Source organism: Streptomyces sp. NPDC049879 (genome assembly GCF_044461265.1).
Taxonomy (GTDB): Bacteria; Actinomycetota; Actinomycetes; order Streptomycetales; family Streptomycetaceae; genus Streptomyces.
Map to the genome: position 1 here is coordinate 302,541 of NZ_JBITKT010000001.1, position 19,445 is coordinate 321,985.

Annotated in this window: 15 protein-coding genes; 8 read left to right on the forward strand and 7 right to left on the reverse strand. The window is 73.8% G+C overall.

Annotation, left to right across the window (positions count from 1 at the left end):
- Window positions 1-78: 78 nt before the first annotated feature.
- Window positions 79-2,094, reverse strand: coding sequence for a glycosyltransferase (locus ACIBPC_RS01370; protein ID WP_398840470.1), 2,016 nt, complete (start codon window positions 2,092-2,094; stop codon window positions 79-81).
- Between the two features lie 237 nt (window positions 2,095-2,331).
- On the opposite strand from ACIBPC_RS01370, the gene ACIBPC_RS01375 reads away from it, so the two are divergent.
- Complete coding sequence (locus ACIBPC_RS01375; RefSeq protein ID WP_398840471.1) at window positions 2,332-3,183, forward strand: arylamine N-acetyltransferase; 852 nt, start codon at window positions 2,332-2,334, stop codon at window positions 3,181-3,183.
- 1,060 nt (window positions 3,184-4,243) lie between these two features.
- Here the strand turns inward: ACIBPC_RS01375 and ACIBPC_RS01380 are convergent.
- Together ACIBPC_RS01380 and ACIBPC_RS01385 are read right to left on the reverse strand one after the other, a co-directional pair.
- On the reverse strand, window positions 4,244-4,579 hold the full coding sequence (locus ACIBPC_RS01380; RefSeq protein WP_398840473.1) for a hypothetical protein: 336 nt from the start codon (window positions 4,577-4,579) through the stop codon (window positions 4,244-4,246).
- On the reverse strand, window positions 4,576-5,637 hold the full coding sequence (locus ACIBPC_RS01385; RefSeq protein WP_362964721.1) for a LacI family DNA-binding transcriptional regulator: 1,062 nt from the start codon (window positions 5,635-5,637) through the stop codon (window positions 4,576-4,578). Before ACIBPC_RS01385 ends, ACIBPC_RS01380 begins: the two co-directional genes overlap by 4 nt.
- Before the next feature lie 104 nt (window positions 5,638-5,741).
- Between ACIBPC_RS01385 and ACIBPC_RS01390 the strand changes: the two genes are divergently transcribed.
- The 4 genes from ACIBPC_RS01390 to ACIBPC_RS01405 all read left to right on the forward strand — a co-directional run bounded on the left by ACIBPC_RS01390 (window position 5,742) and on the right by ACIBPC_RS01405 (window position 10,740).
- The gene (locus tag ACIBPC_RS01390; protein ID WP_398840474.1) at window positions 5,742-6,902 is read left to right on the forward strand and encodes a Gfo/Idh/MocA family protein; all 1,161 of its coding nucleotides are present in this window, start codon (window positions 5,742-5,744) and stop codon (window positions 6,900-6,902) included.
- 18 nt (window positions 6,903-6,920) lie between these two features.
- Window positions 6,921-8,078, forward strand: coding sequence for a dihydrodipicolinate synthase family protein (locus tag ACIBPC_RS01395; protein ID WP_398841741.1), 1,158 nt, complete (start codon window positions 6,921-6,923; stop codon window positions 8,076-8,078).
- A gap of 134 nt (window positions 8,079-8,212) precedes the next feature.
- Window positions 8,213-9,010: a sugar phosphate isomerase/epimerase family protein gene (locus tag ACIBPC_RS01400; RefSeq protein WP_362964793.1), complete on the forward strand. Its 798-nt coding sequence runs from the start codon at window positions 8,213-8,215 to the stop codon at window positions 9,008-9,010.
- A gap of 557 nt (window positions 9,011-9,567) precedes the next feature.
- Window positions 9,568-10,740, forward strand: a complete 1,173-nt coding sequence (locus ACIBPC_RS01405) for an acyltransferase family protein (protein ID WP_398840476.1) — start codon at window positions 9,568-9,570, stop codon at window positions 10,738-10,740.
- Here ACIBPC_RS01405 and ACIBPC_RS01410 read toward each other — a convergent pair.
- Window positions 10,655-11,887 carry an amidohydrolase family protein gene (locus tag ACIBPC_RS01410; protein WP_398840477.1) on the reverse strand — a complete coding sequence of 411 codons (1,233 nt, stop codon included), beginning with the start codon at window positions 11,885-11,887 and terminating at the stop codon, window positions 10,655-10,657. The genes ACIBPC_RS01405 and ACIBPC_RS01410 overlap by 86 nt on opposite strands.
- A 181-nt stretch (window positions 11,888-12,068) precedes the next feature.
- Here ACIBPC_RS01410 and ACIBPC_RS01415 point away from each other — a divergent pair, with 181 nt between their 5' ends.
- The gene (locus ACIBPC_RS01415; protein ID WP_398840479.1) at window positions 12,069-14,297 is read left to right on the forward strand and encodes an ATP-dependent RecD-like DNA helicase; all 2,229 of its coding nucleotides are present in this window, start codon (window positions 12,069-12,071) and stop codon (window positions 14,295-14,297) included.
- 203 nt (window positions 14,298-14,500) lie between these two features.
- Window positions 14,501-15,769 (forward strand): citrate synthase, encoded by a 1,269-nt coding sequence (locus ACIBPC_RS01420; protein ID WP_362964791.1) that lies wholly within the window; start codon window positions 14,501-14,503, stop codon window positions 15,767-15,769.
- Between the two features lie 387 nt (window positions 15,770-16,156).
- Here the strand turns inward: ACIBPC_RS01420 and ACIBPC_RS01425 are convergent, their stop codons facing one another.
- On the reverse strand, window positions 16,157-16,369 hold the full coding sequence (locus ACIBPC_RS01425; RefSeq protein WP_362964711.1) for a heavy-metal-associated domain-containing protein: 213 nt from the start codon (window positions 16,367-16,369) through the stop codon (window positions 16,157-16,159).
- A 440-nt stretch (window positions 16,370-16,809) separates the two neighbouring features.
- Between ACIBPC_RS01425 and ACIBPC_RS01430 the strand changes: the two genes are divergently transcribed.
- Window positions 16,810-17,448: a VTT domain-containing protein gene (locus tag ACIBPC_RS01430; protein ID WP_362964709.1), complete on the forward strand. Its 639-nt coding sequence runs from the start codon at window positions 16,810-16,812 to the stop codon at window positions 17,446-17,448.
- On the opposite strand, the gene ACIBPC_RS01435 is transcribed toward ACIBPC_RS01430, so the two are convergent.
- Both ACIBPC_RS01435 and ACIBPC_RS01440 read right to left on the reverse strand, forming a co-directional pair.
- Window positions 17,411-17,608, reverse strand: coding sequence for a MerR family transcriptional regulator (locus tag ACIBPC_RS01435; RefSeq protein ID WP_362964789.1), 198 nt, complete (start codon window positions 17,606-17,608; stop codon window positions 17,411-17,413). The two genes, ACIBPC_RS01430 and ACIBPC_RS01435, sit on opposite strands and share 38 nt — an antisense overlap.
- Window positions 17,609-17,888: 280 nt before the next feature.
- The gene (locus ACIBPC_RS01440; protein WP_362964707.1) at window positions 17,889-19,397 is read right to left on the reverse strand and encodes a CoA-acylating methylmalonate-semialdehyde dehydrogenase; all 1,509 of its coding nucleotides are present in this window, start codon (window positions 19,395-19,397) and stop codon (window positions 17,889-17,891) included.
- Window positions 19,398-19,445: the final 48 nt, after the last annotated feature.

Below are 19,445 nucleotides of genomic sequence, written 5' to 3' on the forward strand. Positions count from 1 at the left end.
CCGTAACCGCGCGCGACCGGCCGGGCGACGGGAGCGCGTACGGGCCCGGCACCCCGTACGCGCGCGGCGGGAGGCCGCTCAGTCGCGGCGGACGACCAGCTCGTTGTCCTTGGTGAAGCCGAAGTGCAGCCGGGCGCCGGGACCCGCGCCGGGGAAGACGTCGGTGCGCGAACGGTCCGGCACGTCCCCGCCGATGCGGCCCACGGGCACGGCCGTCCCGTCCGGCGTCCGCAGTTCGACGGCCCAGGTCTCCGGCGCGCGGCCGGTCCCGTCCGCGCCGCCGCCGTCGCGCGCGGCGAAGGGGCCGGTGAACGGGACGCCGAGCTTGAGCCGAGCGGGTGGCTCCTCCGGCGTCCCGGCGGTGGCGCCGGGCGTGTCGTGCGTGTCGGGCGACTCCACCCGCAGCTCGACGGCGGGTCCGCGCCCGTTCGCCGGGACGGCGTGGGCCGTCAGCTCGTCGGCCTTCAGACCGCCGAGGCCGTACAGCCGCACCGTGACGGCCGCCGTGTCCGCGTCGGCCCGCACCTCCTCCACCTCGGCGTGCGCGGGCCGCGACCAGGCGCGGACGGTGAGGTTGCCGTACTTGGTGACGTACGGGATCCACGCGTGGACCCCGTGCTCGTCCACGCGCGGGCGGGCCGTGACGAGCGCGGCCCGCTCCACCAGCTCGGCCGTCAGGCGCCCGCCGCGCGGCGCGGCGTACAGGTCCCAGCGGCCCTCGGGCAGCGTCAGCGCGGCGGGGTCGAGCGTCGCCGTCGCGTCCGGGCCCTCGCTCTCGCCCCCGGCGCCAGGGCCGGGGCCGAACGGCACGCGGAACTCGTGCTTCCGCATGTCCTTGCGCAGGCGCAGCACCAGCTCGGCCGCCGTGTGCGCGCCGCCTGGCACCGTCACCCGTACGCCGCCGTCCGGCGTCCCCGCGCCCCTCGCCCGGCCGTGTCCCTCCGCCGGTGCCGTCGCCTGCTTCGCGGGCCGGCCGCGCAGCAGGCGGGCCAGGAGGCCGGGCGCGCGGGGCGCCGGACGGTCGGCGGTCAGGGACGAGAACAGCTCCTCGTAGCGGCCCGCGATCGCGTCCGGCGCGAACGCCGCCGCCGTGCGCAGCCCCCTGGCGCCCATCCGGCGGCGCCGGTCCTCGTCGGTCATCAGCTCGCGCAGCGCGTCGGCGAGCGCGCCCGCGCCGCCCTTCAGCGGCGTCAGCAGCCCGTCCTCGCCGTGGGTGATGATCTCGCGCGGCCCGTGCGGGCAGTCCGTCGAGACCACGGGCACCCCGCACGCCATCGCCTCGACGATGGTCAGCCCGAACGACTCCGCCTGCGACGACACGGCGGCGATCGCGCCCTTCGCCCACTCCGTCTCGATCGGCGAGGCCGCCCCCATCAGCCGCACCTGGTTGTACAGCCCCAGGCTGTCGATCCGCTCGCGCAGCTTCGGCCGCTCCGCGCCGCGCCCGTAGATCCGCAGCTCCCAGTCGGGGAAGTCGGGCGCGAGCCGGTCGAACGCGTCGATCAGCCGCCCGTAGCGCTTCACCGGGACGAGGCGGCCCGCGGCGACGATCGCGCGCGTGTCACCCGTCGAGGGGGCGACGCGCGCGGGGGGCGAGCTGTTGGGGATGCACAGGACGCGGGCCTTGGTGTCCCGCGGCAGCGCGGCGCGGTACGCGGCGGCGTCCGCCTCCGACACGGGCACGAACGCGTCCAGCTCGCGCAGTGCGCCGAACTGGAGGTCCTTGTCGGCCGGTTTGCGGGTGGCGAGCGTCATGTGTTCCTGCCCCACGCGGGCGTACCGCGCGCCGTCGCCGTGCCGGGCGAGCATGTCGTTGAGCACCGGCCGTGTCCCCACGACGACCTGGGTGCGCGCCTTGGCGAGGAACGCCGCCATCCGCCGCTCGGCCACCTCGGCGGACGACTCGTTGCGCCGGGTCAGCGGTATGAGGGTGACGCGGGGGTCGAAGGCGAGGCTGGGGCGGTCGCGCGTGCGGTACAGGCTCGCGACGGTCACGGCGTGGCCGCGCGCCGCCAGGGCGCCGGACAGAGTGGCGACGGAACGGATCGTTCCGCCGATGCCGTAGGCGTTGTTGAGCAGAAAAGTTACGTGCATTGTCCCCCCATGTGAACGGTTGGTAACTGGTGTTCCCGTTAGGTGACTGCCGAATGCGCTGGTCGGTTGTGCCGTGCCCCGCATTCGTCTGGGAATGTCCGGCGGGGTGGACGCGTCACAGGGGGGGCGCGCGCGGTGGTACCGCACGGTGAGCGGGCCTCCCCACCGGACACTCCGTGCGGGACGGGTGGTGTTGCCGACTACAGTCGTCCGTTCATGTGAAGAGCGAGGGGGAACATGATCGACGTCGACGGGTATCTGGCGGTGCTGGGGGTGGCCCGGCCTGCGGCTCCGACCGCCGAGGCGCTGTGGGCGCTGCACCGGGCGCAGGTGGAACGCGTCCCCTACGAGACTCTCGACAACCAGCTGGAACGGCCGACCGGCATCGGCGCCGTGGATTCCGTGGACCGGATCCTGCGGGGGCGCGGCGGCTACTGCTTCCACCTCAACGGGGCATTCGCCGCGCTGCTGACGGCCCTCGGCTACGACGTGTCGCTGCACCGGGCCGGGGTGCAGGACGAGGTGGAGGATCCCGAGGGGCCGGGCGGTGACCATCTCGCGCTCACCGTGCGTCTCGACGGCGAACGGTGGCTGGTCGACACCGGGCTCGCCGGCGGGATGTACGAGCCGCTGCCGCTGCGCGAAGGCACCTACACGCAGGGGCCGTTCACCTACGGCATGGCCTCGTCGGTGGTCGTGCCCGGCGGCTGGCGCTTCGCGCATGACCCCCGTGGGGCGTTCACGGCGATGGTCTTCGCGCCCGAGCCCGTGGAGCTGTCCTCCTTCGCCGCGGAGCACCGGCGGCTCTCGTCCTCCCCCGACTCGGGGTTCGTCAGGGTCGCGCAGGTCCAGCTCCGCGACGCCAAGGGCGTGGACATGCTGCGCGGCTGCGTGCTGCGCCGGATCGACGCCGGTGGAACGGACGAGCGGATCATCGACACGGCCGCCGAGTGGTACGACGTCCTGGCCGAGGTGTTCCACCTCGACCTGACCGACGTCGACGCCGCCGCGCGGGCCCGGCTGTGGCAGCACGTCCGCAGCGAACACCGGGAGTGGGAGGCCGCGAGGCAGGGTGCGGCCACGCTCTGACGGGGAGGCGCGGTGAGCGGACCTCCGCCGTCGTCCGCCGCGCCGACCGCGAGCCGGGGCGCCCGGTGCTGCCCGGCCGGACGCACGGGCAACTCACCGTACCCGTACCCACCGGGAGCCGACGGCCGCCACCGACCTGGGCCGTCCGCTGGTCATCGGCCCGCCGACCACCGGCGGAAAGGGGCTCCTCCGCGCGTGCGGCGGTCTTGCGCGGCATCCGCCACAGCGCCTTCTCCGGCGGGCGCACCTCGCGGCGGACGATGAGCAGTTCCACGGCCGTCTCCGGGGCGGGACGGGATCTCGGATCCGGAACCGTGAGCCCTTCTGTCCAGGCCGGGACGGACGGACCGTCGCCGCCGTGCTCCGCGCACCAGTCCAGCCGGCACCGCCGCCCGGCGCGCGTCCCAGAGCCGCACCCGAGCGGGCGGTGCCCTCCTGTCCGCTCGGCGGTCTTGGCAGCGCCGGACGGGCAGCGGCGGACCCTGTCCGGGCTGCGAGGCGAGGCGAGGAGTGCGTCGGCCGCGGCGGGCGGCCGACGTCTTCCGGGCCGGCGGTTCCACGACGCGGGGCACCGCTTCCTCCCCTGTTCCTTTCAGCCCTCTCGTCGCCGGGAGTCGTCTCCGGGCGACTTCGCACTGCCGGGCGCCGGGCGACACGGGCGGGGACTCAACGCGCTGGGGTCGTCACCCGCCTTCACGATCGCAGCCAGTCGACCGCTCGGCCCGGAGAAGGGACGTCGGGAGGACGGGTGTCCGACCGCTCACGCGGCGGGTCGGCCAACGGATTCCTTTCTCCGCCCGAACGAGCGAGACGGCAGTGCCCGCGCTTGCGCCGACCAGGTCGACGGCCGCGTCACGACGTGCGGCCCGCTGCCGACTCGACCGAACAGGCCCGACCGGTTGCCCCGCCTGCGCGCCGGGCCGTTCACCGCCGAGCCATGGCCCCGCGCTCCGACGTCGTGCGACAAGGAGGCCGACCGCGCGTGGCCACCGGCGTACGAGGCGACGTCCGGTCTCCGCGATGGGCCGGGACGCCTCGCGCGCCACGGCCGTCCGCCGTGTCACAGCCCCGCTGACCAGGGGACCTCGCACACGTGCGGTCCTGGCGGGCACAGGCCGTTCAGCGTGGCCGTGCGCAGCGTGCGCCACGTCTTGAGGGAGCCGGGGAACGTGGCGCGCACTTCGACCGCCTCGCGTGCGCCGGGGGAGTGCGGGGAGTTCTCGGCCGCCCACTGGTCGGCGAGGTAGCCGTAGTCCTCGGCCGTCGCCGCGCCGCGCACCTCCTGCCACGCCAGGCGGACGCCGCGGCGGCGCGCCTCCCCGTCCAGCAGCGCGCGGACGCGGGCGACCCCCGCCTCGTCCGCGTACAGGCCCAGCACGATCCGGCGGCGCCTCACGGCTTCACCTGCGGCGGCGGGGCGGTCGAGGCGCGGGGCACCAGCGTCGTCGGATAGGTCACGATGCCCTCCCCGAGGGTCTCCCTCCCGAGCGCCAGGCGGCCCGCGTGCGCGCCCGCCTCCTGCAGCGGGACGCGGACGGTGGTGAGGGCCGGGGTGGTGTCCACGGCGAACGGCAGGTCGTCGAAGCCCGCCACCGAGACGTCGTCGGGGATGCGCAGGCCGCGCTCGCGCAGCGCCGCGCAGGCGCCCACCGCCACCGTGTCGTTGGCGGTCAGGACGGCGGTCAGGCCCGGCTCGCGGTCGAGGAGGGCGAGCGCGCCCTCGTAGCCGGCCTCGCGGTCGTACGCGCCGTGCAGCGTCAGGTGGTCCGTCGAGCCTTCGAGGCCCGCGGCGGCGAGGGCCTCGCGGTGGCCTTCGAGGCGGTGGCGGGTGGTCGTGCGGGCGGCCGGTCCGGCGAGGTAGCCGATGGTGCGGTGGCCGAGGCCGAGGAGGTGCTCGGTGAGGCGCCGGGCGCCGCCGCGGTTGTCGAACGCGAGGGTCGGCACGTCCGCGTCCGGCAGCGGCGGGCGGCCGCACAGGACGATGCGGGTCCCGGCCGACTCCAGGCGGCGCAGCCGGGCGGACAGGGCCGCGATGTGCGCGGGGTCCTCGATGGCGCCGCCGGTGAGGATCACGGCGGCCGCGCGCTGGCGCTGGAGGAGGGTCAGGTAGGTGAGTTCGCGTTCGGCGGAGCCGCCGGTGCTGCAGATGATCGCCATGCGCGGGCCGCTCGCGGCCCGGCCCGCCGCCTCGGCGCCGAACTGCGACTGGACGGCGCCCGCGAGCTGGCCGAAGAACGGGTCGGCGATGTCGTTCACCAGGACGCCGACCAGGTCGGACGTGGCGGCGGCGAGGGCGCTCGCCGGGCCGTTGACGACGTACTCCAGCTCCTCCACGGCCGCCAGGACGCGGCTGCGGGTGGACCCGGCGACCGGGTAGTTGCCGTTGAGGACGCGGGAGACCGTGGCGGCCGACACCCCCGCGCGGGCCGCCACGTCCGCCAGGGTCACTGACATGCCTTCGCTCCCACAGTTGTCCGGGCCACTTGTCCAGGCCGGTGAGGAGAGGTTAGCTTCTTTCCGCATAGTAAGCGCTTACTGAATCAGCGGGAGGCACGCGCATGGCCGCACGCAGGACCGTCCGGATCGCTCTCAACGGCGTGACCGGGCGCATGGGCTACCGCCAGCACCTGGTCCGCTCGATCCTCGCCATCCGCGAGCAGGGCGGTGTGGACCTCGGCGACGGCACCGTGATCTGGCCCGAACCGCTGCTCGTCGGCCGCCGGGAGCACGCGCTGCGCGCCCTCGCGGCGCGCCACGGCCTGGGCGACGACGCGGTGGCGACCGACCTGGACGCGGTCCTCGCGGACGACTCGGTGGACATCTACTTCGACGCGCAGATCACCCTCGCCCGCGAGGAGGCCATCGCCAAGGCGATCGCCGCGGGCAAGCACATCTACACCGAGAAGCCCACCGCGACCGGCGTCGAGGGGGCGCTCCGGCTCGCCAGGCTCGCGCGGGACGCGGGCGTGAAGCACGGCGTGGTGCAGGACAAGCTGTTCCTGCCGGGGCTGCTGAAGCTGAAGCGGCTGGTGGACGGCGGCTTCTTCGGCCGCATCCTGTCGGTGCGCGGCGAGTTCGGCTACTGGGTCTTCGAGGGCGACTGGCAGGCCGCGCAGCGCCCGTCGTGGAACTACCGGGCGCAGGACGGCGGCGGCATCGTCGTCGACATGTTCCCGCACTGGGAGTACGTGCTGCACGAGCTGTTCGGGCGCGTGGAGACCGTGCAGGCCGTGACCCGCACGCACATCCCGCAGCGCTGGGACGAGGAGGGCAAGGCGTACGAGGCGACGGCCGACGACGCGGCGTACGGCATCTTCGAACTGGCCGGCGGCATCGTCGCGCAGATCAACTCCTCCTGGTCGGTGCGCGTCAACCGGGACGAACTGGTCGAGTTCCAGGTGGACGGCACCGAGGGATCGGCCGTCGCCGGGCTGCGGAACTGCCGTGTGCAGCACCGGTCGGCGACGCCCAAGCCGGTGTGGAACCCGGACATCCCGGCGACCGAGCGCTTCCGCGACCAGTGGGCCGAGGTGCCGGACAACGGCGAGTTCGACAACGGCTTCAAGGCACAGTGGGAGTTGTTCCTGCGCCATGTGGTCGCGGACGAGCCGTACTCCTGGGACCTGATGGCCGGTGCGCGCGGCGTCCAGCTGGCCGATCTTGGCCTCACGTCCGCCGCCGAGGGCCGCCGCCTGTCCGTACCCGAGCTGAGCCTGTGACCCGGTGGGAGCCGAACTCTGATGATCCGACTGCCTGATGCCACCGGAGGGCTGCGCGCGTACACCCCGCGCGCCGAGCCCGCCCGCCTGTCGCCCGGCGGGCCGCCGCTCGCCTCGCGGACCGTCTTCTCTGCCGCGCACGTGGTGGCCGACCCGTTCGCCGACACGACGCCCGACGGCCCGGCCGCCGTGGACTGGGAGACGACGCTCGCCTTCCGGCACCACCTGTGGTCGCACGGCCTCGGGGTCGCCGAGGCCATGGACACCGCGCAGCGCGGCATGGGCCTCGACTGGCGGGGCGCGGCCGAGCTGATCCGCCGCTCGGGCGCGGAGGCGCGCGCCGTCGGCGGCCGGATCGCCTGCGGCGTGGGCACCGACCAGCTGACCGGTCCCGCGTCGCCCGACGAGGTGCGGCGCGCGTACGAGGAACAGCTCGCCGTCGTCGAGGAGACGGGCGCGCAGGCCATCCTCATGGCGTCCCGCGCGCTCGCCGCGGCGGCCACCGGCCCGGAGGACTACCTGACCGTCTACGGGCACCTGCTGCGGCAGGCCGCGGAGCCGGTGATCCTGCACTGGCTCGGCCCGATGTTCGACCCCGCGCTCGCCGGCTACTGGGGCAGCGCCGACCTGGACGAGGCGACCGAGACGTTCCTCGCCGTCATCGCCGCACACCCGGACAAGGTGGACGGCGTGAAGGTGTCCCTGCTCGACGCCCGGCGCGAGGTGGAGCTGCGGCGCCGCCTGCCGCGCGGCGTGCGCTGCTACACGGGCGACGACTTCCACTACCCCGAGCTGATCGCCGGGGACGAACGCGGCTTCAGCCACGCGCTGCTCGGCATCTTCGACCCGCTCGGCCCGCTGGCCGCGCACGCGGTCCGCACCCTGGACACCGGGGACACGGCGGGCTTCCGGGCGGCCCTCGACCCGACGGTGCCGCTGTCCCGGCACCTCTTCCAGGCGCCGACGCGTTTCTACAAGACGGGTGTGGTCCTCCTGGCGTGGCTGGCCGGGCACCAGGAGCACTTCGTGATGGCGGGCGGCCTCCAGTCGGCCAGGTCGCTGCCGCACCTGGCGCGGGCCTACGAACTGGCGGACGGCCTCGGCCTGTTCCCCGACCCCGGGCTCGCGGAGGAGCGCATGGCGCGCCTGCTGGCGGTGTACGGGGTGGCGCCGTGAGCAGGGCGAGCGACACGAGCGACACGAGCAGGGCGAGCGGTACGGCAGCGGACACGGCGACGGACGATGCAAAGGAACCCGCGGTGACGGACGGCAACACGGTCACGGACCTCCTCGGCTTCTCGGTGAACCAGATGACGGCCAAACAGCTGTCCCTTCCCGCCCTGGTCAACGGCCTGTCGTCACTCAGAGTTCCCGGAGTGGGACTCTGGCGTGAACCCGTCCGGGCGTACGGCCTCGACGCCGCCGCCAAGCTGGTCCGCGACGCCGGGCTGGCCGTCACCTCCCTGTGCCGCGGCGGCTTCCTCACCGCGACAGAACCGGCCGCGCGCGCCGCCGCGCTGGACGACAACCGCGCGGCGGTCGACGAGGCCGCGACCCTGGGCACCGACACCCTCGTCCTCGTCTCCGGCGGCCTCCCGCCGGGCAGCAAGGACCTGGCGGGCGCCCGCGAACGCATCGCCGACGCGCTCGCCGAACTGGGCCCGTACGCCGCCGAACGCGGGGTGCGGCTGGCGGTGGAGCCGCTGCACCCGATGTTCGCGTCCGACCGCTGCGTGGTGTCCACGCTGGCCCAGGCCCTGGACATCGCCGAGCGGTTCCCGGCCGAGCAGGTCGGCATCGTCGTGGACACCTACCACCTGTGGTGGGACGACACGGTCGCCGCGCAGATCCGCCGCGCGGGCGAGGGCGGCCGCATCCACTGCTTCCAGCTCGCCGACTGGGTGACGCCGCTGCCGGAGGGCGTGCTCAACGGGCGCGGCCAGATCGGCGACGGGGCCGTGGACATGCGGTGGTTCCGCGACCAGGTGGGCGCGGCCGGGTACACGGGACCGGTCGAGGTGGAGATCTTCAACGACGGGCTGTGGGCCAGGGACGGGCAGGAGGTGCTGGCGGAGACCGTCGCCCGCTACCGCGCGCACGTCCTCTGACCCCCTTCGCGCCACGCCTTCCGCCCGGCTCTCGCCGGGCGGAAGGCCAGGCGGGAGGCAGTGCCGCCGGCCGCCTCGCCCCCCCGCATGGCGCGCGGGGGCGGTGACGACGCGTTCGACCAGCCCGTCGGGCGGGGTTTCCCCGCCGGGACAGCGATGCGCCGCCCAGACGGCGCACGGACAGCGCCTCCAATCTGTCACGGTCGCACGGCCCGGAGGAGAACCGGAATCGACCGTCCCGGGCAACGCGTACCCCGGCTCGGAACCGAGGACTTCGGCGGCGGCACGGGCCATGCCACCGTCTGGGGGTGCCCGGCCGCGCCGCACCCAGGCACCGCACAGGTCCTTGTGCCGAGAGCGCGGGTGACGGCATGCCCTCGCCGGCCACCCTTCCCCGCGGTGGAAGGGGCGAGCCGGGCGGGCGGATGAGCGGTCGCGGAGGTGCACCGGCTGCCCGCCGGGCACACTGCGGTCCCAGCCGGTCCACGCCACCGCGCCTACGCCGTCGCGGGCACCGTGACCCGTAACGCGCGCCCCGCCCTGGACATCCAGTGGACGTGACGCCCACCCCGCCCACCCGTCCCCAGGCCGCCGCCTCCCGTGATCCGCGCTGGGACACCGCGCGCTGGCTCGCCGGGACCCTCGTCGTGGTCGGCCACGCGATCGAGGAGATCCGCGACCTGGACTCCATGCGCTGGCTCTACATCGCCACCTGGCCGCTGCGCATCCCCGTCCTCGCCCTGGTGTGCGGCTACTTCAGCTCGGCCCGCGTCCCCGACGCCCGCGCGGCGCGGCGGCTGCTGACGGCCGTCGCCGTCCCGTACCTGGTCTTCAGCGCCGCGCACACCGTCCAGATACGGCTGATGGGCGGCGGCTGGCGGTTCTTCCTCGGCGAGACGGCATGGGGGCTGTGGTTCCTGCTCGCGCTGCTGTTCTGGCGCGTGGCGCTGCCGTACGCCGCCGCCCTGCGCCATCCGCTGACACTCTCGGTGCTCGCGGCGCTGCTTGTGGGCTACTTCGACGAGTTCGGCCCCGTCTTCACGGCATCGCGGGCGGTCGCGTTCTTCCCGTTCTTCCTGCTGGGCTGGAAGATCCGGCAGGGCTTTCTGAGCGGTTTCCTCTCCGCGCCCGCGACCCGGCTGCCCAGCGCCGCCGCGCTCCTGCTGGCCATGGCCGCCGTCTGGTGGCTGCGGGACGACATCAGACTGGCCTGGCTCCCCATGCGCGGCCACTACGGCAGCGAGTCCGCCGTCTTCGGCGCCGAGGGTGCCTGGCTGGTACGGGGAACGCTGCTGCTGTACGGCGGTGTGCTGGCCGTCTGCCTCATCCGGCTCGTCCCACGCCGCCGCATTCCCCTCATCACCGCACTGGGGACGGGCGGCATGTACGTCTACCTGCTGCACATCTTCTTCGTGCGCTACGCACGCCACCACGGCTGGACCGACTTGGCTGACCGCTGGTACGAGGCGCCCGTCGTGATCGCCGCCGCCGTGGCCCTGGCCGTGGCGCTCGCCTCTCCGCCCGTCCGCGCCCTCACCCGGCCGTTCGTCCAGCCGGGACGCGCCAGGCCGGGCGGTACGCGCGCCCTGCCGCGCACGGGCACCGGTCGCGTCCCCCGGCCACGGCAGGCGGCGCGCGGGCCGCTCAGCGCGCCGTCCCCTCCACCGGTACGCCTCCCCGCACCACCGTCCGCCGCCGACCCGCGTCCCACAGCGCGGCGGGGTCCGTGAACGGATCGCCGTCCAGGACCAGCAGGTCCCCCCGCGCGCCCGGTGCGATCCGCCCCAGGTCGGCCCGCCGCAACAGGTCCGCGTTGACGGCCGTGGCCGAGCGCAGCGTGGCGAGCATGCCCACCGCCTCGGCCTGGAGGCGCAGGCCGAGCAGCTGGTCGTCCTCCAGGTCGCCCATCAGGTCGGTCCCGAAGCCGACCGGCACGCCCGCCGCGAGGGCGTGCGCGACGGCCGCCGCCCCGTCGTGCAGCACCTCGCGGTTCTTGGCGCGCGCCACGGCGGGCAGGCCCACCTCGTCGCCGCGCCTGTCCATGGCGTCGTAGGTGACGAGCGTGGGCACCAGGTAGGCGCCGTGCTCCGCCATCAGCGCGGCGGTCGGCGGGTCGAGCAGGTTCCCGTGCTCCACCGAACGGACGCCGTTGCCCACCGCGTGGGCGATCGCCTCTGGCGCGTACGCGTGGGCCGCGACGTAACTGCCGCGCCGCGCCGCCTCGGACGTGACGGCCGTGATCTCCTCCGCCGAGTACTGCGCGGGCCGCAGGGGGTCGGACGGGGACACCACGCCGCCCGACGCCATGATCTTGATGGCGTGCGCCCCCTTGCGGAACCGGTCGCGGACGGCGGTGCGCAGGGCGTCCACGCCGTCCACCACCTCGTTCATGTGGCCGCCGTGCAGGCAGATCTCCAGGTCGGCGGGGCGCGCGTCGCCGTGCCCGCCCGTCTGGCTGAGGGCCGGGCCGGTGTACAGGTAGCGGGGCGCGCGGACCAGGCCCGTCTCGATCGCCCGCGCCAGGCCGATGTCGCCGCCCGCGACGTCCCGCACCGTCGTGAAGCCGCGCAGCAGGGCGCGTTCGAGCCGCCGCGCGCCCTTCAGCGCGAGGTAGCTGAGCGGGGCGGCCTCGAACTCCAAACCGTGGAGGGAGATGCCGTACGCGTGGAAGTGCGCGTCGATCAGGCCGGGGAGCACGACGGCGCCCCGCGCGTCCAGGACCCGGGCCGCGCGGGTGACGCGGCTGTCCACCTCGGCGATCACGCCGTCCCGCACGTACAGCGACGTCTCGCGCAGTTCCTCGGACCAGCCGTCGAAGACGAGGGCGTTCTCGACGGTCAGGCCGGGCGTGCCGGGGGCGGCGGGTGCGGAGGTCATGGCCACGGTGCTCCCTGTGGTGCGGGCGGTCTCGACCGCCACTCTCGTCCCCTCCTTCCCCGGCGGGCAAGGGGGCGGGCGGGGCAGGTGGGGCACGTGTGGGTGACGCCGCGTCAGCCTCCGTGCGACCGTCACCGGTTGCTCACGGCGCGTTGTCAGTGGCGGGGGTTAACGTCAAGGCATGTCACAGAGCGTTGTGGTCGAGGGAGTTCTCGAACGCATCACGTATGCCAACGAGGAGAACGGATACACGGTCGCCCGCGTCGACACCGGGCACGGCTCCGGCGAGCTGCTGACCGTCGTCGGCGCGCTGCTCGGCGCGCAGGTGGGGGAGTCGCTGCGGATGACCGGCCGCTGGGGCTCGCACCCGCAGTACGGGCGGCAGTTCACCGTGGAGAACTACACGACGGTCCTCCCCGCCACCGTCCAGGGCATACGCCGCTACCTCGGCTCCGGGCTGATCAAGGGCATCGGGCCGCGGACCGCCGAGCGGATCGTGGAGCACTTCGGCGCCACCACGCTCGACGTCATCGAGACGGACGTGCGGCGGCTCGTCGAGGTCCCCGGCCTCGGGCCGAAGCGCACCGCGTCGATCGCCGCCGCGTGGGAGGAGCAGAAGGCCATCAAGGAGGTCATGGTCTTCCTCCAGGGCGTCGAGGTCTCGACGTCCATCGCCGTGCGGATCTACAAGAAGTACGGCGACGCGTCCATCTCCGTGGTGAAGAACCAGCCCTACCGGCTCGCGGCCGACGTGTGGGGCATCGGCTTCCTCACCGCCGACCGCATCGCCCGCGCCGTCGGCATCCCCCAGGACAGCCCCGAGCGGGTGAAGGCCGGCCTCGCGTACGCGCTGTCGCAGGCCACCGACCAGGGGAACTGCTACCTCCCGGAGGAGCGGCTCATCGCGGACGCCGTGAAGCTCCTCCAGGTGGACACCGGGCTCGTCATCGACTGCCTCGGCGAGCTGGCGGCCGAGCCGGAGGGCGTGGTCCGCGAGCGGGTCCCCGACCCCGGCGGCGACGGGATGGTCACCGCCGTGTGGCTCGTGCCCTTCCACCGGGCCGAGGTGTCGCTCGCCGGGCAGCTGCGGCGGCTGCTCGGAGCGGAGGACGACCGGCTCGCGGCGTTCGCCGGTGTGGAGTGGGACAAGGCCCTCGCCTGGCTCGCCCACCGCACCGGGGCCGAGCTGGCGCCCGAGCAGCGGGAGGCGGTCAGGCTGGCGCTGACCGAGCGGGTCGCGGTCCTCACCGGCGGGCCCGGCTGCGGCAAGTCGTTCACCGTGCGGTCCGTGGTCGAACTGGCGCGGGCCAAGCGGGCGAAGGTCCTCCTGGCCGCGCCGACCGGCCGGGCCGCCAAACGGCTCGCCGAGCTGACCGGCGCCGAGGCGTCCACCGTCCACCGGCTGCTGGAGCTGAAGCCGGGCGGCGACGCGGCCTACGACCGCGACCGCCCGCTGGACGCGGACCTCGTCGTCGTGGACGAGGCGTCCATGCTCGACCTGCTGCTGGCGAACAAACTGGCGAAGGCCGTGCCGCCGGGCGCGCACCTGCTGCTCGTCGGGGACGTGGACCAGCTGCCCTCGGTCGGCGCGGGGGAGGTGCTGCGCGACCTGCTCGCGCCGGGATCGCCCGTCCCCGCCGTCCGGTTGACGCGCATCTTCCGCCAGGCGCAGAAGTCCGGCGTCGTGACGAACGCGCACCGCATCAACCAGGGGCTGCCGCCGGTCACCGAGGGGCTGCCGGACTTCTTCCTCTTCGCCGAGGAGGACACGGAGGAAGCGGGCAGGCTCGCGGTGGACGTGGCGGCCAGGCGCGTCCCCGCGCGCTTCGGCCTCGACCCGCGCCGCGACGTGCAGGTCCTCACCCCGATGCACCGTGGCCCGGCCGGGGCCGGCGCGCTGAACGGGCTCCTCCAGCAGTCCGTCACCCCGGCGCGCCCCGGGCTGGCCGAGAAGCGCTTCGGCGGCCGCGTCTTCCGCGTCGGCGACAAGGTCACGCAGATACGCAACAACTACGAGAAGGGCGCCAACGGCGTCTTCAACGGGACGGTCGGCGTCGTCACCGCCCTCGACCCCGACGAGCAGCGGCTCACCGTCCGCACCGACGAGGACGAGGACATCGTGTACGACTTCGCCGAGCTGGACGAGCTGGCCCACGCGTACGCCGTCACGATCCACCGCTCGCAGGGCAGCGAGTACCCCTGCGTGGTCATTCCGGTCACGACGAGTGCCTGGATGATGCTCCAGCGGAACCTTTTGTATACGGCGGTCACCCGCGCGAAGCGGCTCGTGGTGCTCGTGGGCTCCCGGCGGGCCCTGGGGCAGGCGGTGCGGGCCGTCTCGGCCGGGCGGCGGTGCACGGCACTGGACGCCAGGCTCGCCGGGCGGATACCGCGCCCGGACCATCCGTAAATCTCCCGCTTACGGCGGCACGCCGTGCCAGATTTTTGCCACATGGCCGACCCCGAGTGCACATTGTGGGCCCAGATGGGGGACAGTGGAGGGAGTCAGGGCACCTGGAAGAACTCCGGACACCTCGAAGAAGAGGCCAGACGTCGGTGAGGGAAGACGTGAGCGAAAACCGCAACAGCGACAGCGCAGACAATGCCGTAGTAATGCGGTACCAGGGCGAGGAGCACTCCTACCCGATCGTGGACAGCTCGGTGGGCGACAAGGGCTTCGACATCGGCAAGCTCCGCGCCCAGACCGGTCTGGTGACCCTGGACTCCGGTTTCGGCAACACCTCCTCGGCCACCTCGGCGATCACCTACCTCGACGGTGAGCAGGGCATCCTCAGGTACCGCGGCTATCCGATCGAGCAGCTCGCGGAGCGCGGCTCGTTCCTGGAGACCGCCTACCTGCTCATCAACGGCGAGCTGCCGACCGTGGACGAGCTGGCGGCCTTCCGCCGGGAGATCTCGCAGCACACGCTGCTGCACGAGGACGTGAAGCGGTTCTTCGACGGCTTCCCGACCGACGCGCACCCGATGGCCATGCTGACCTCCGTGGTCAGCGCGCTGTCCACCTTCTACCAGGACAGCCACAACCCGTTCGACGAGCGGCAGCGCTACATCTCCACGATCCGGCTGCTCGCCAAACTCCCGACGATCGCCGCGTACGCGTTCAAGAAAGCCGTCGGCCACCCGGTCGTCTACCCCCGCAACGACCTGGGCTACGTCGAGAACTTCCTCCGCATGACCTTCTCGGTCCCGGCCGAGGAGTACGAGCTGGACCCGGTCGTCGTCAGCGCGCTGGAGAAGCTGCTGATCCTGCACGCGGACCACGAGCAGAACTGTTCGACGTCCACGGTACGGCTCGTCGGCTCCTCCCAGGCCAACCTGTTCGTCTCCATCTCCGCCGGCATCAACGCGCTGTGGGGCCCGCTGCACGGCGGCGCCAACGCGGCCGTCCTGGAGATGCTGGAGCGCATCCAGGCCGAGGGCGGTGACGTCGACTCCTTCATCCGCCGGGTGAAGAACAAGGAGGAGGGCGTCCGCCTGATGGGCTTCGGCCACCGGGTGTACAAGAGCTTCGACCCGCGCGCCAAGATCATCAAGGCGGCGGCGCACGACGTGCTCTCCGCGCTCGGCAAGTCCGACGAACTGCTGGACATCGCGCTGCGCCTGGAGGAGCACGCGCTCAGCGACGACTACTTCGTCTCGCGCAACCTCTACCCGAACGTGGACTTCTACACCGGTCTGATCTACCGGGCCATGGGCTTCCCGACCAGCATGTTCACCGTGCTGTTCGCCCTCGGCCGGCTGCCCGGCTGGATCGCCCAGTGGCACGAGATGATCAGCGACCCGACCACGCGCATCGGCCGTCCGCGCCAGGTCTACACCGGTGTGGCCGAGCGGGATTACGTGCCGGTGGAGCAGCGCTGACGGCAGGGCCGATGATGTGACGTAGGTCACATCATCAGGTGTGCAACCTTCGAAGGAGTTGTGGGTCTAACCGGTCAGTGTTGGCGCGGGTTCGGCTGGACCCACGCCGACGGCCGTCCGGCCCGGGGTCCCGTGGGGGGACGCTCTGAGCGGACGGCAGGAAGCGCCCCGTGCCGGGCCCTGTGGGGGGACCCGTCGGCGGGGCGCTTCTCATTTCCCGGGCCGCCCGCCCCCGATCCACGACGTCGCCCCGGGCGCACCGTCAGGTAGCGGTGCGCCCGGGGCGCGTGTCTGCGTACACGCCGGTCACGGGTGTGTGCGCGCTCCCATCGCACGGCGCGCGGCGCGCCGTGCGCGCCCCCGGAGCGGAGGCGCCGCGCGCCCGGGTCAGGCGCGGCCGACGAGGTCGTACCCCGCCTCGTCCACGGCGCCGCGCACCGCCTCGTCGTCCAGCGGCTCGTCCGCCGTCACGGTGACCAGGCCCGTCGCGGCGGCGGCCGTCACGTCGCGGACGCCCGGCAGCGCCGAGACCTCCTCGGACACACTTTTCTCACAGTGGGCACAGGTCATTCCGGAGACCTGGTAGGTGACGGTGCTCATCGCGTCCTCATTCCCTTCACGTCCTGTCCCCCCGCTCCTGCCGGGATTATATACCCCTCAGGGGTATAGGCGGGCGGGCGTCCCGGCCGCCCCTGTCCCCGCCCGCCCTCTCAACCCCGCCGCCCCGCGCCGCGTCACTCAGGGATGGGGAGCGATGTCTCTGCGCGTATCCCACGGCATTCGGCGCGCGGCATTGGAGGAAGCGCGGTGGAAGAGGGTCTGAGCGCCCGTCAGAGTGGGGAGCGGGGCGTCCGTCGGGGGCGGCGTCCGGGGGAACCCCGAGTCCGTCCCGGGGGTGCGCCGCCCGGCGGCTCCGGGAAAACCCGCGCCGGTCCCTGGTCATGATGAAAAGATGTTCACTGCGCCACGTCTCACATGTCAGCTTTGATTGACAGGTTGATTCACCGGGGGAAACCCCGCACAAGGAAACGGACGAACGCATGGACGGCGCACTGTGGATGTACGTGCTGCTCGCCCTCACGACCGCGCCCCCCCTGGTGCCCAACGCCGCCCTCATCGCCTCCGCCGGAGCGCTCGCGCAGTCCGGCGACATGAGCCTGCCGATGGTGCTGTTCGTCGTCGCGGGCAGCGCGCTCGCCGGTGACGCGATCATCTACGGCTGCGGCCTGCTCGGCAGCCGCCGCGCCCTGCGCTGGCTGCACCGCACCCCCCGCCGCAGCGCCGCCCTGGAGTGGACGGCGAGCCGGATGCACGCGTACGGGCTCCCGTTCGTCATCGGCGTGCGCTTCGTCCCCAGCGGCCGGGTCGTCGGCGGCCTGACCGCCGCCGTGGTCGGCTACCCGGCCCGCCGCTACCTCCTCGGCGCCGGGATCGCCGAACTCATCTGGGCCTCCTACAGCGTGGGCATCGGCTACTGGGGCGGCTCCGCCCTCGGCGGCGCTTGGCCCTCCCTCTTCATCGGCACCGGCGTCTCCCTCGTCGTGGCCGCCGTCGCCCAACTCCTCAGCCGCTGCGGCGGCGACGGCGGCCCCCGGGAGGGGAACGCCGGTTCCCCCGGCGGCCCGCGCCCCGTCCCCGCTCCTACGCCCTGCGTCCCCGATGCCCCGGGCGGCGCGTGACCCACTCCCTGATCGTGTCCGGATACCAGAACGGCCTGCCCCGCTCCACCACATCGGGTGGCGGGAGCAGGCCGTGCTTGCGGTAGGAGCGCACGGTGTCCGGCTGCACCCGGATGTGGGCGGCGATCTCCTTGTAGGACCACAGGCCCGGTTGCGTCATCCCCTGCTGCGTCATCTCGTCGCTCCTCCCTCGGCGGCCCGCCGGGCGGCGGATTCCTGACGGCGCGTCAGTCCCGCCCCGGAGAACGACGCGCCGGGAGGCGGGTCAGGGTCTGTCGGCCAGCTGTGACGGGCGGCCCGCGTCATGGTGACATCCGTGGCCGATCTGAAAAGATCCCGGCGAAACCGGTACACGCCAGGCCGTGACCACCGCCACGCGCCCCTTACCGGCCCCGCCCGCCCGTCGCACCCGCTCGTCGCACCCGCCCGGCGAGCCCCGCCTACCTGTGCTGCGGGAAACCCAGGTCCACCCCGCCGTCCGCCGGGTCGGGCCACCGCGTCGTCACCACCTTGCCCCGGGTGTAGAACCGCACGCCGTCGTCGCCGTACACGTGGTGGTCGCCGAAGAGCGAGTCCTTCCAGCCGCCGAACGAGTGGTAGCCCACCGGCACCGGGATCGGCACGTTCACGCCCACCATCCCGGCGGCCACCTCCAGCTGGAAGCGCCGCGCCGCGCCGCCGTCCCGCGTGAAGACGGCCGCGCCGTTGCCCCAGCGCGACGCGTTGATCAGCGCGATCGCCTCGGCGTAGTCCGCGACCCGCACGACGCACAGCACCGGCCCGAAGATCTCGTCCCGGTAGGCGTCCATGTCCGGGGACACCCGGTCGAGCAGCGAGACGCCCAGGAAGAAACCGTCCTCGTGCCCCGGTACCGTCAGCCCGGCGCCGTCCACGACGAGTTCCGCGCCCTGCTCCAGCGCGCCCGTGACGTACCCCTCCACCGCGTCGCGGTGCTCGGCCGTGATGAGCGGCCCCATCTCGGACGCCGGGTCGTCGCCGGGGCCGATCCGCAGCGCGCGCGCCCGTTCGGCGATCCGCGCCACCAGGCCGTCCGCCGTCTCCTCGCCCACCGCGACCACGACGGAGACCGCCATGCACCGCTCGCCCGCCGACCCGTACGCCGCGCCGACCGCGCCGTCCGCCGCCACGTCGAGGTCCGCGTCGGGCAGCACCAGCATGTGGTTCTTCGCGCCGCCGAGCGCCTGCACGCGCTTGCCGTGCTCGGTGGCCGTGCGGTGCACCGCCGCCGCCACCGGCGTGGAGCCGACGAAGCTGACGGCCGCGACGTCCGGGTGGGCCAGCAGCCGGTCGACGGCCTCCCGGTCGCCGTTCACCACGTTCAGCACCCCGGGCGGGAAGCCCGCCTCGGCCGCCAGCGCCGCCAGCAGCGTCCCGGCGGACGGGTCCTTCTCGCTCGGCTTGAGGACGAACGTGTTCCCGCACGCCACGGCCAGCGGGAACATCCACAGCGGCACCATCGCCGGGAAGTTGAACGGCGTGATGCCCGCCACCACCCCCAGCGGCTGCCGCAGCGACGCGACGTCCACGCCCGTCGAGACCTCCGTGGACAGCTGCCCCTTCAGCTTCTCCGCGATGCCGCAGGCCAGTTCCACGATCTCCAGGCCGCGCGCCACCTCGCCCAGCGCGTCGGAGCGCACCTTGCCGTGCTCCGCCGTGATCAGCGCGGCCAGCTCGTCGCGCCGCTCGTCGAGCAGCGCGCGGTAGCGGAACAGCAGCGCCGTGCGGCGCGCGAGGGACGCGGTGCCCCAGCCCGCGCGGTACGCCGCGAGCGCCGACGCCACCGCCGCGTCCACCTCACCGGCCGAGGCGAGCGCCACCTCCCGCGTGCGTGCGCCGGTGGCCGGGTCGAAGACCGGGCCGGTGCGGCCGGACGTGCCGGGCACGGCGGTGTTGTCGATGAAGTGGCCGATGGTGTGCGTGTCGGTCATGCGGTGCGTCCTCAGCGGTCGAAGGGAGGCGGTCGAAGGAAGGGGGAA

Coding starts and splice junctions, on each gene's coding strand:
- ACIBPC_RS01370 (WP_398840470.1), bottom strand. CDS start 2,094: ATGCACGTAACTTTTCTGCTCAACAACGCCTACGGCATCGGCGGAACG.
- ACIBPC_RS01375 (WP_398840471.1), top strand. CDS start 2,332: ATGATCGACGTCGACGGGTATCTGGCGGTGCTGGGGGTGGCCCGGCCT.
- ACIBPC_RS01385 (WP_362964721.1), bottom strand. CDS start 5,637: ATGTCAGTGACCCTGGCGGACGTGGCGGCCCGCGCGGGGGTGTCGGCC.
- ACIBPC_RS01390 (WP_398840474.1), top strand. CDS start 5,742: ATGGCCGCACGCAGGACCGTCCGGATCGCTCTCAACGGCGTGACCGGG.
- ACIBPC_RS01400 (WP_362964793.1), top strand. CDS start 8,213: ATGACGGCCAAACAGCTGTCCCTTCCCGCCCTGGTCAACGGCCTGTCG.
- ACIBPC_RS01410 (WP_398840477.1), bottom strand. CDS start 11,887: ATGACCTCCGCACCCGCCGCCCCCGGCACGCCCGGCCTGACCGTCGAG.
- ACIBPC_RS01415 (WP_398840479.1), top strand. CDS start 12,069: ATGTCACAGAGCGTTGTGGTCGAGGGAGTTCTCGAACGCATCACGTAT.
- ACIBPC_RS01420 (WP_362964791.1), top strand. CDS start 14,501: ATGCGGTACCAGGGCGAGGAGCACTCCTACCCGATCGTGGACAGCTCG.
- ACIBPC_RS01425 (WP_362964711.1), bottom strand. CDS start 16,369: ATGAGCACCGTCACCTACCAGGTCTCCGGAATGACCTGTGCCCACTGT.
- ACIBPC_RS01430 (WP_362964709.1), top strand. CDS start 16,810: ATGGACGGCGCACTGTGGATGTACGTGCTGCTCGCCCTCACGACCGCG.
- ACIBPC_RS01435 (WP_362964789.1), bottom strand. CDS start 17,608: ATGACGCAACCGGGCCTGTGGTCCTACAAGGAGATCGCCGCCCACATC.
- ACIBPC_RS01440 (WP_362964707.1), bottom strand. CDS start 19,397: ATGACCGACACGCACACCATCGGCCACTTCATCGACAACACCGCCGTG.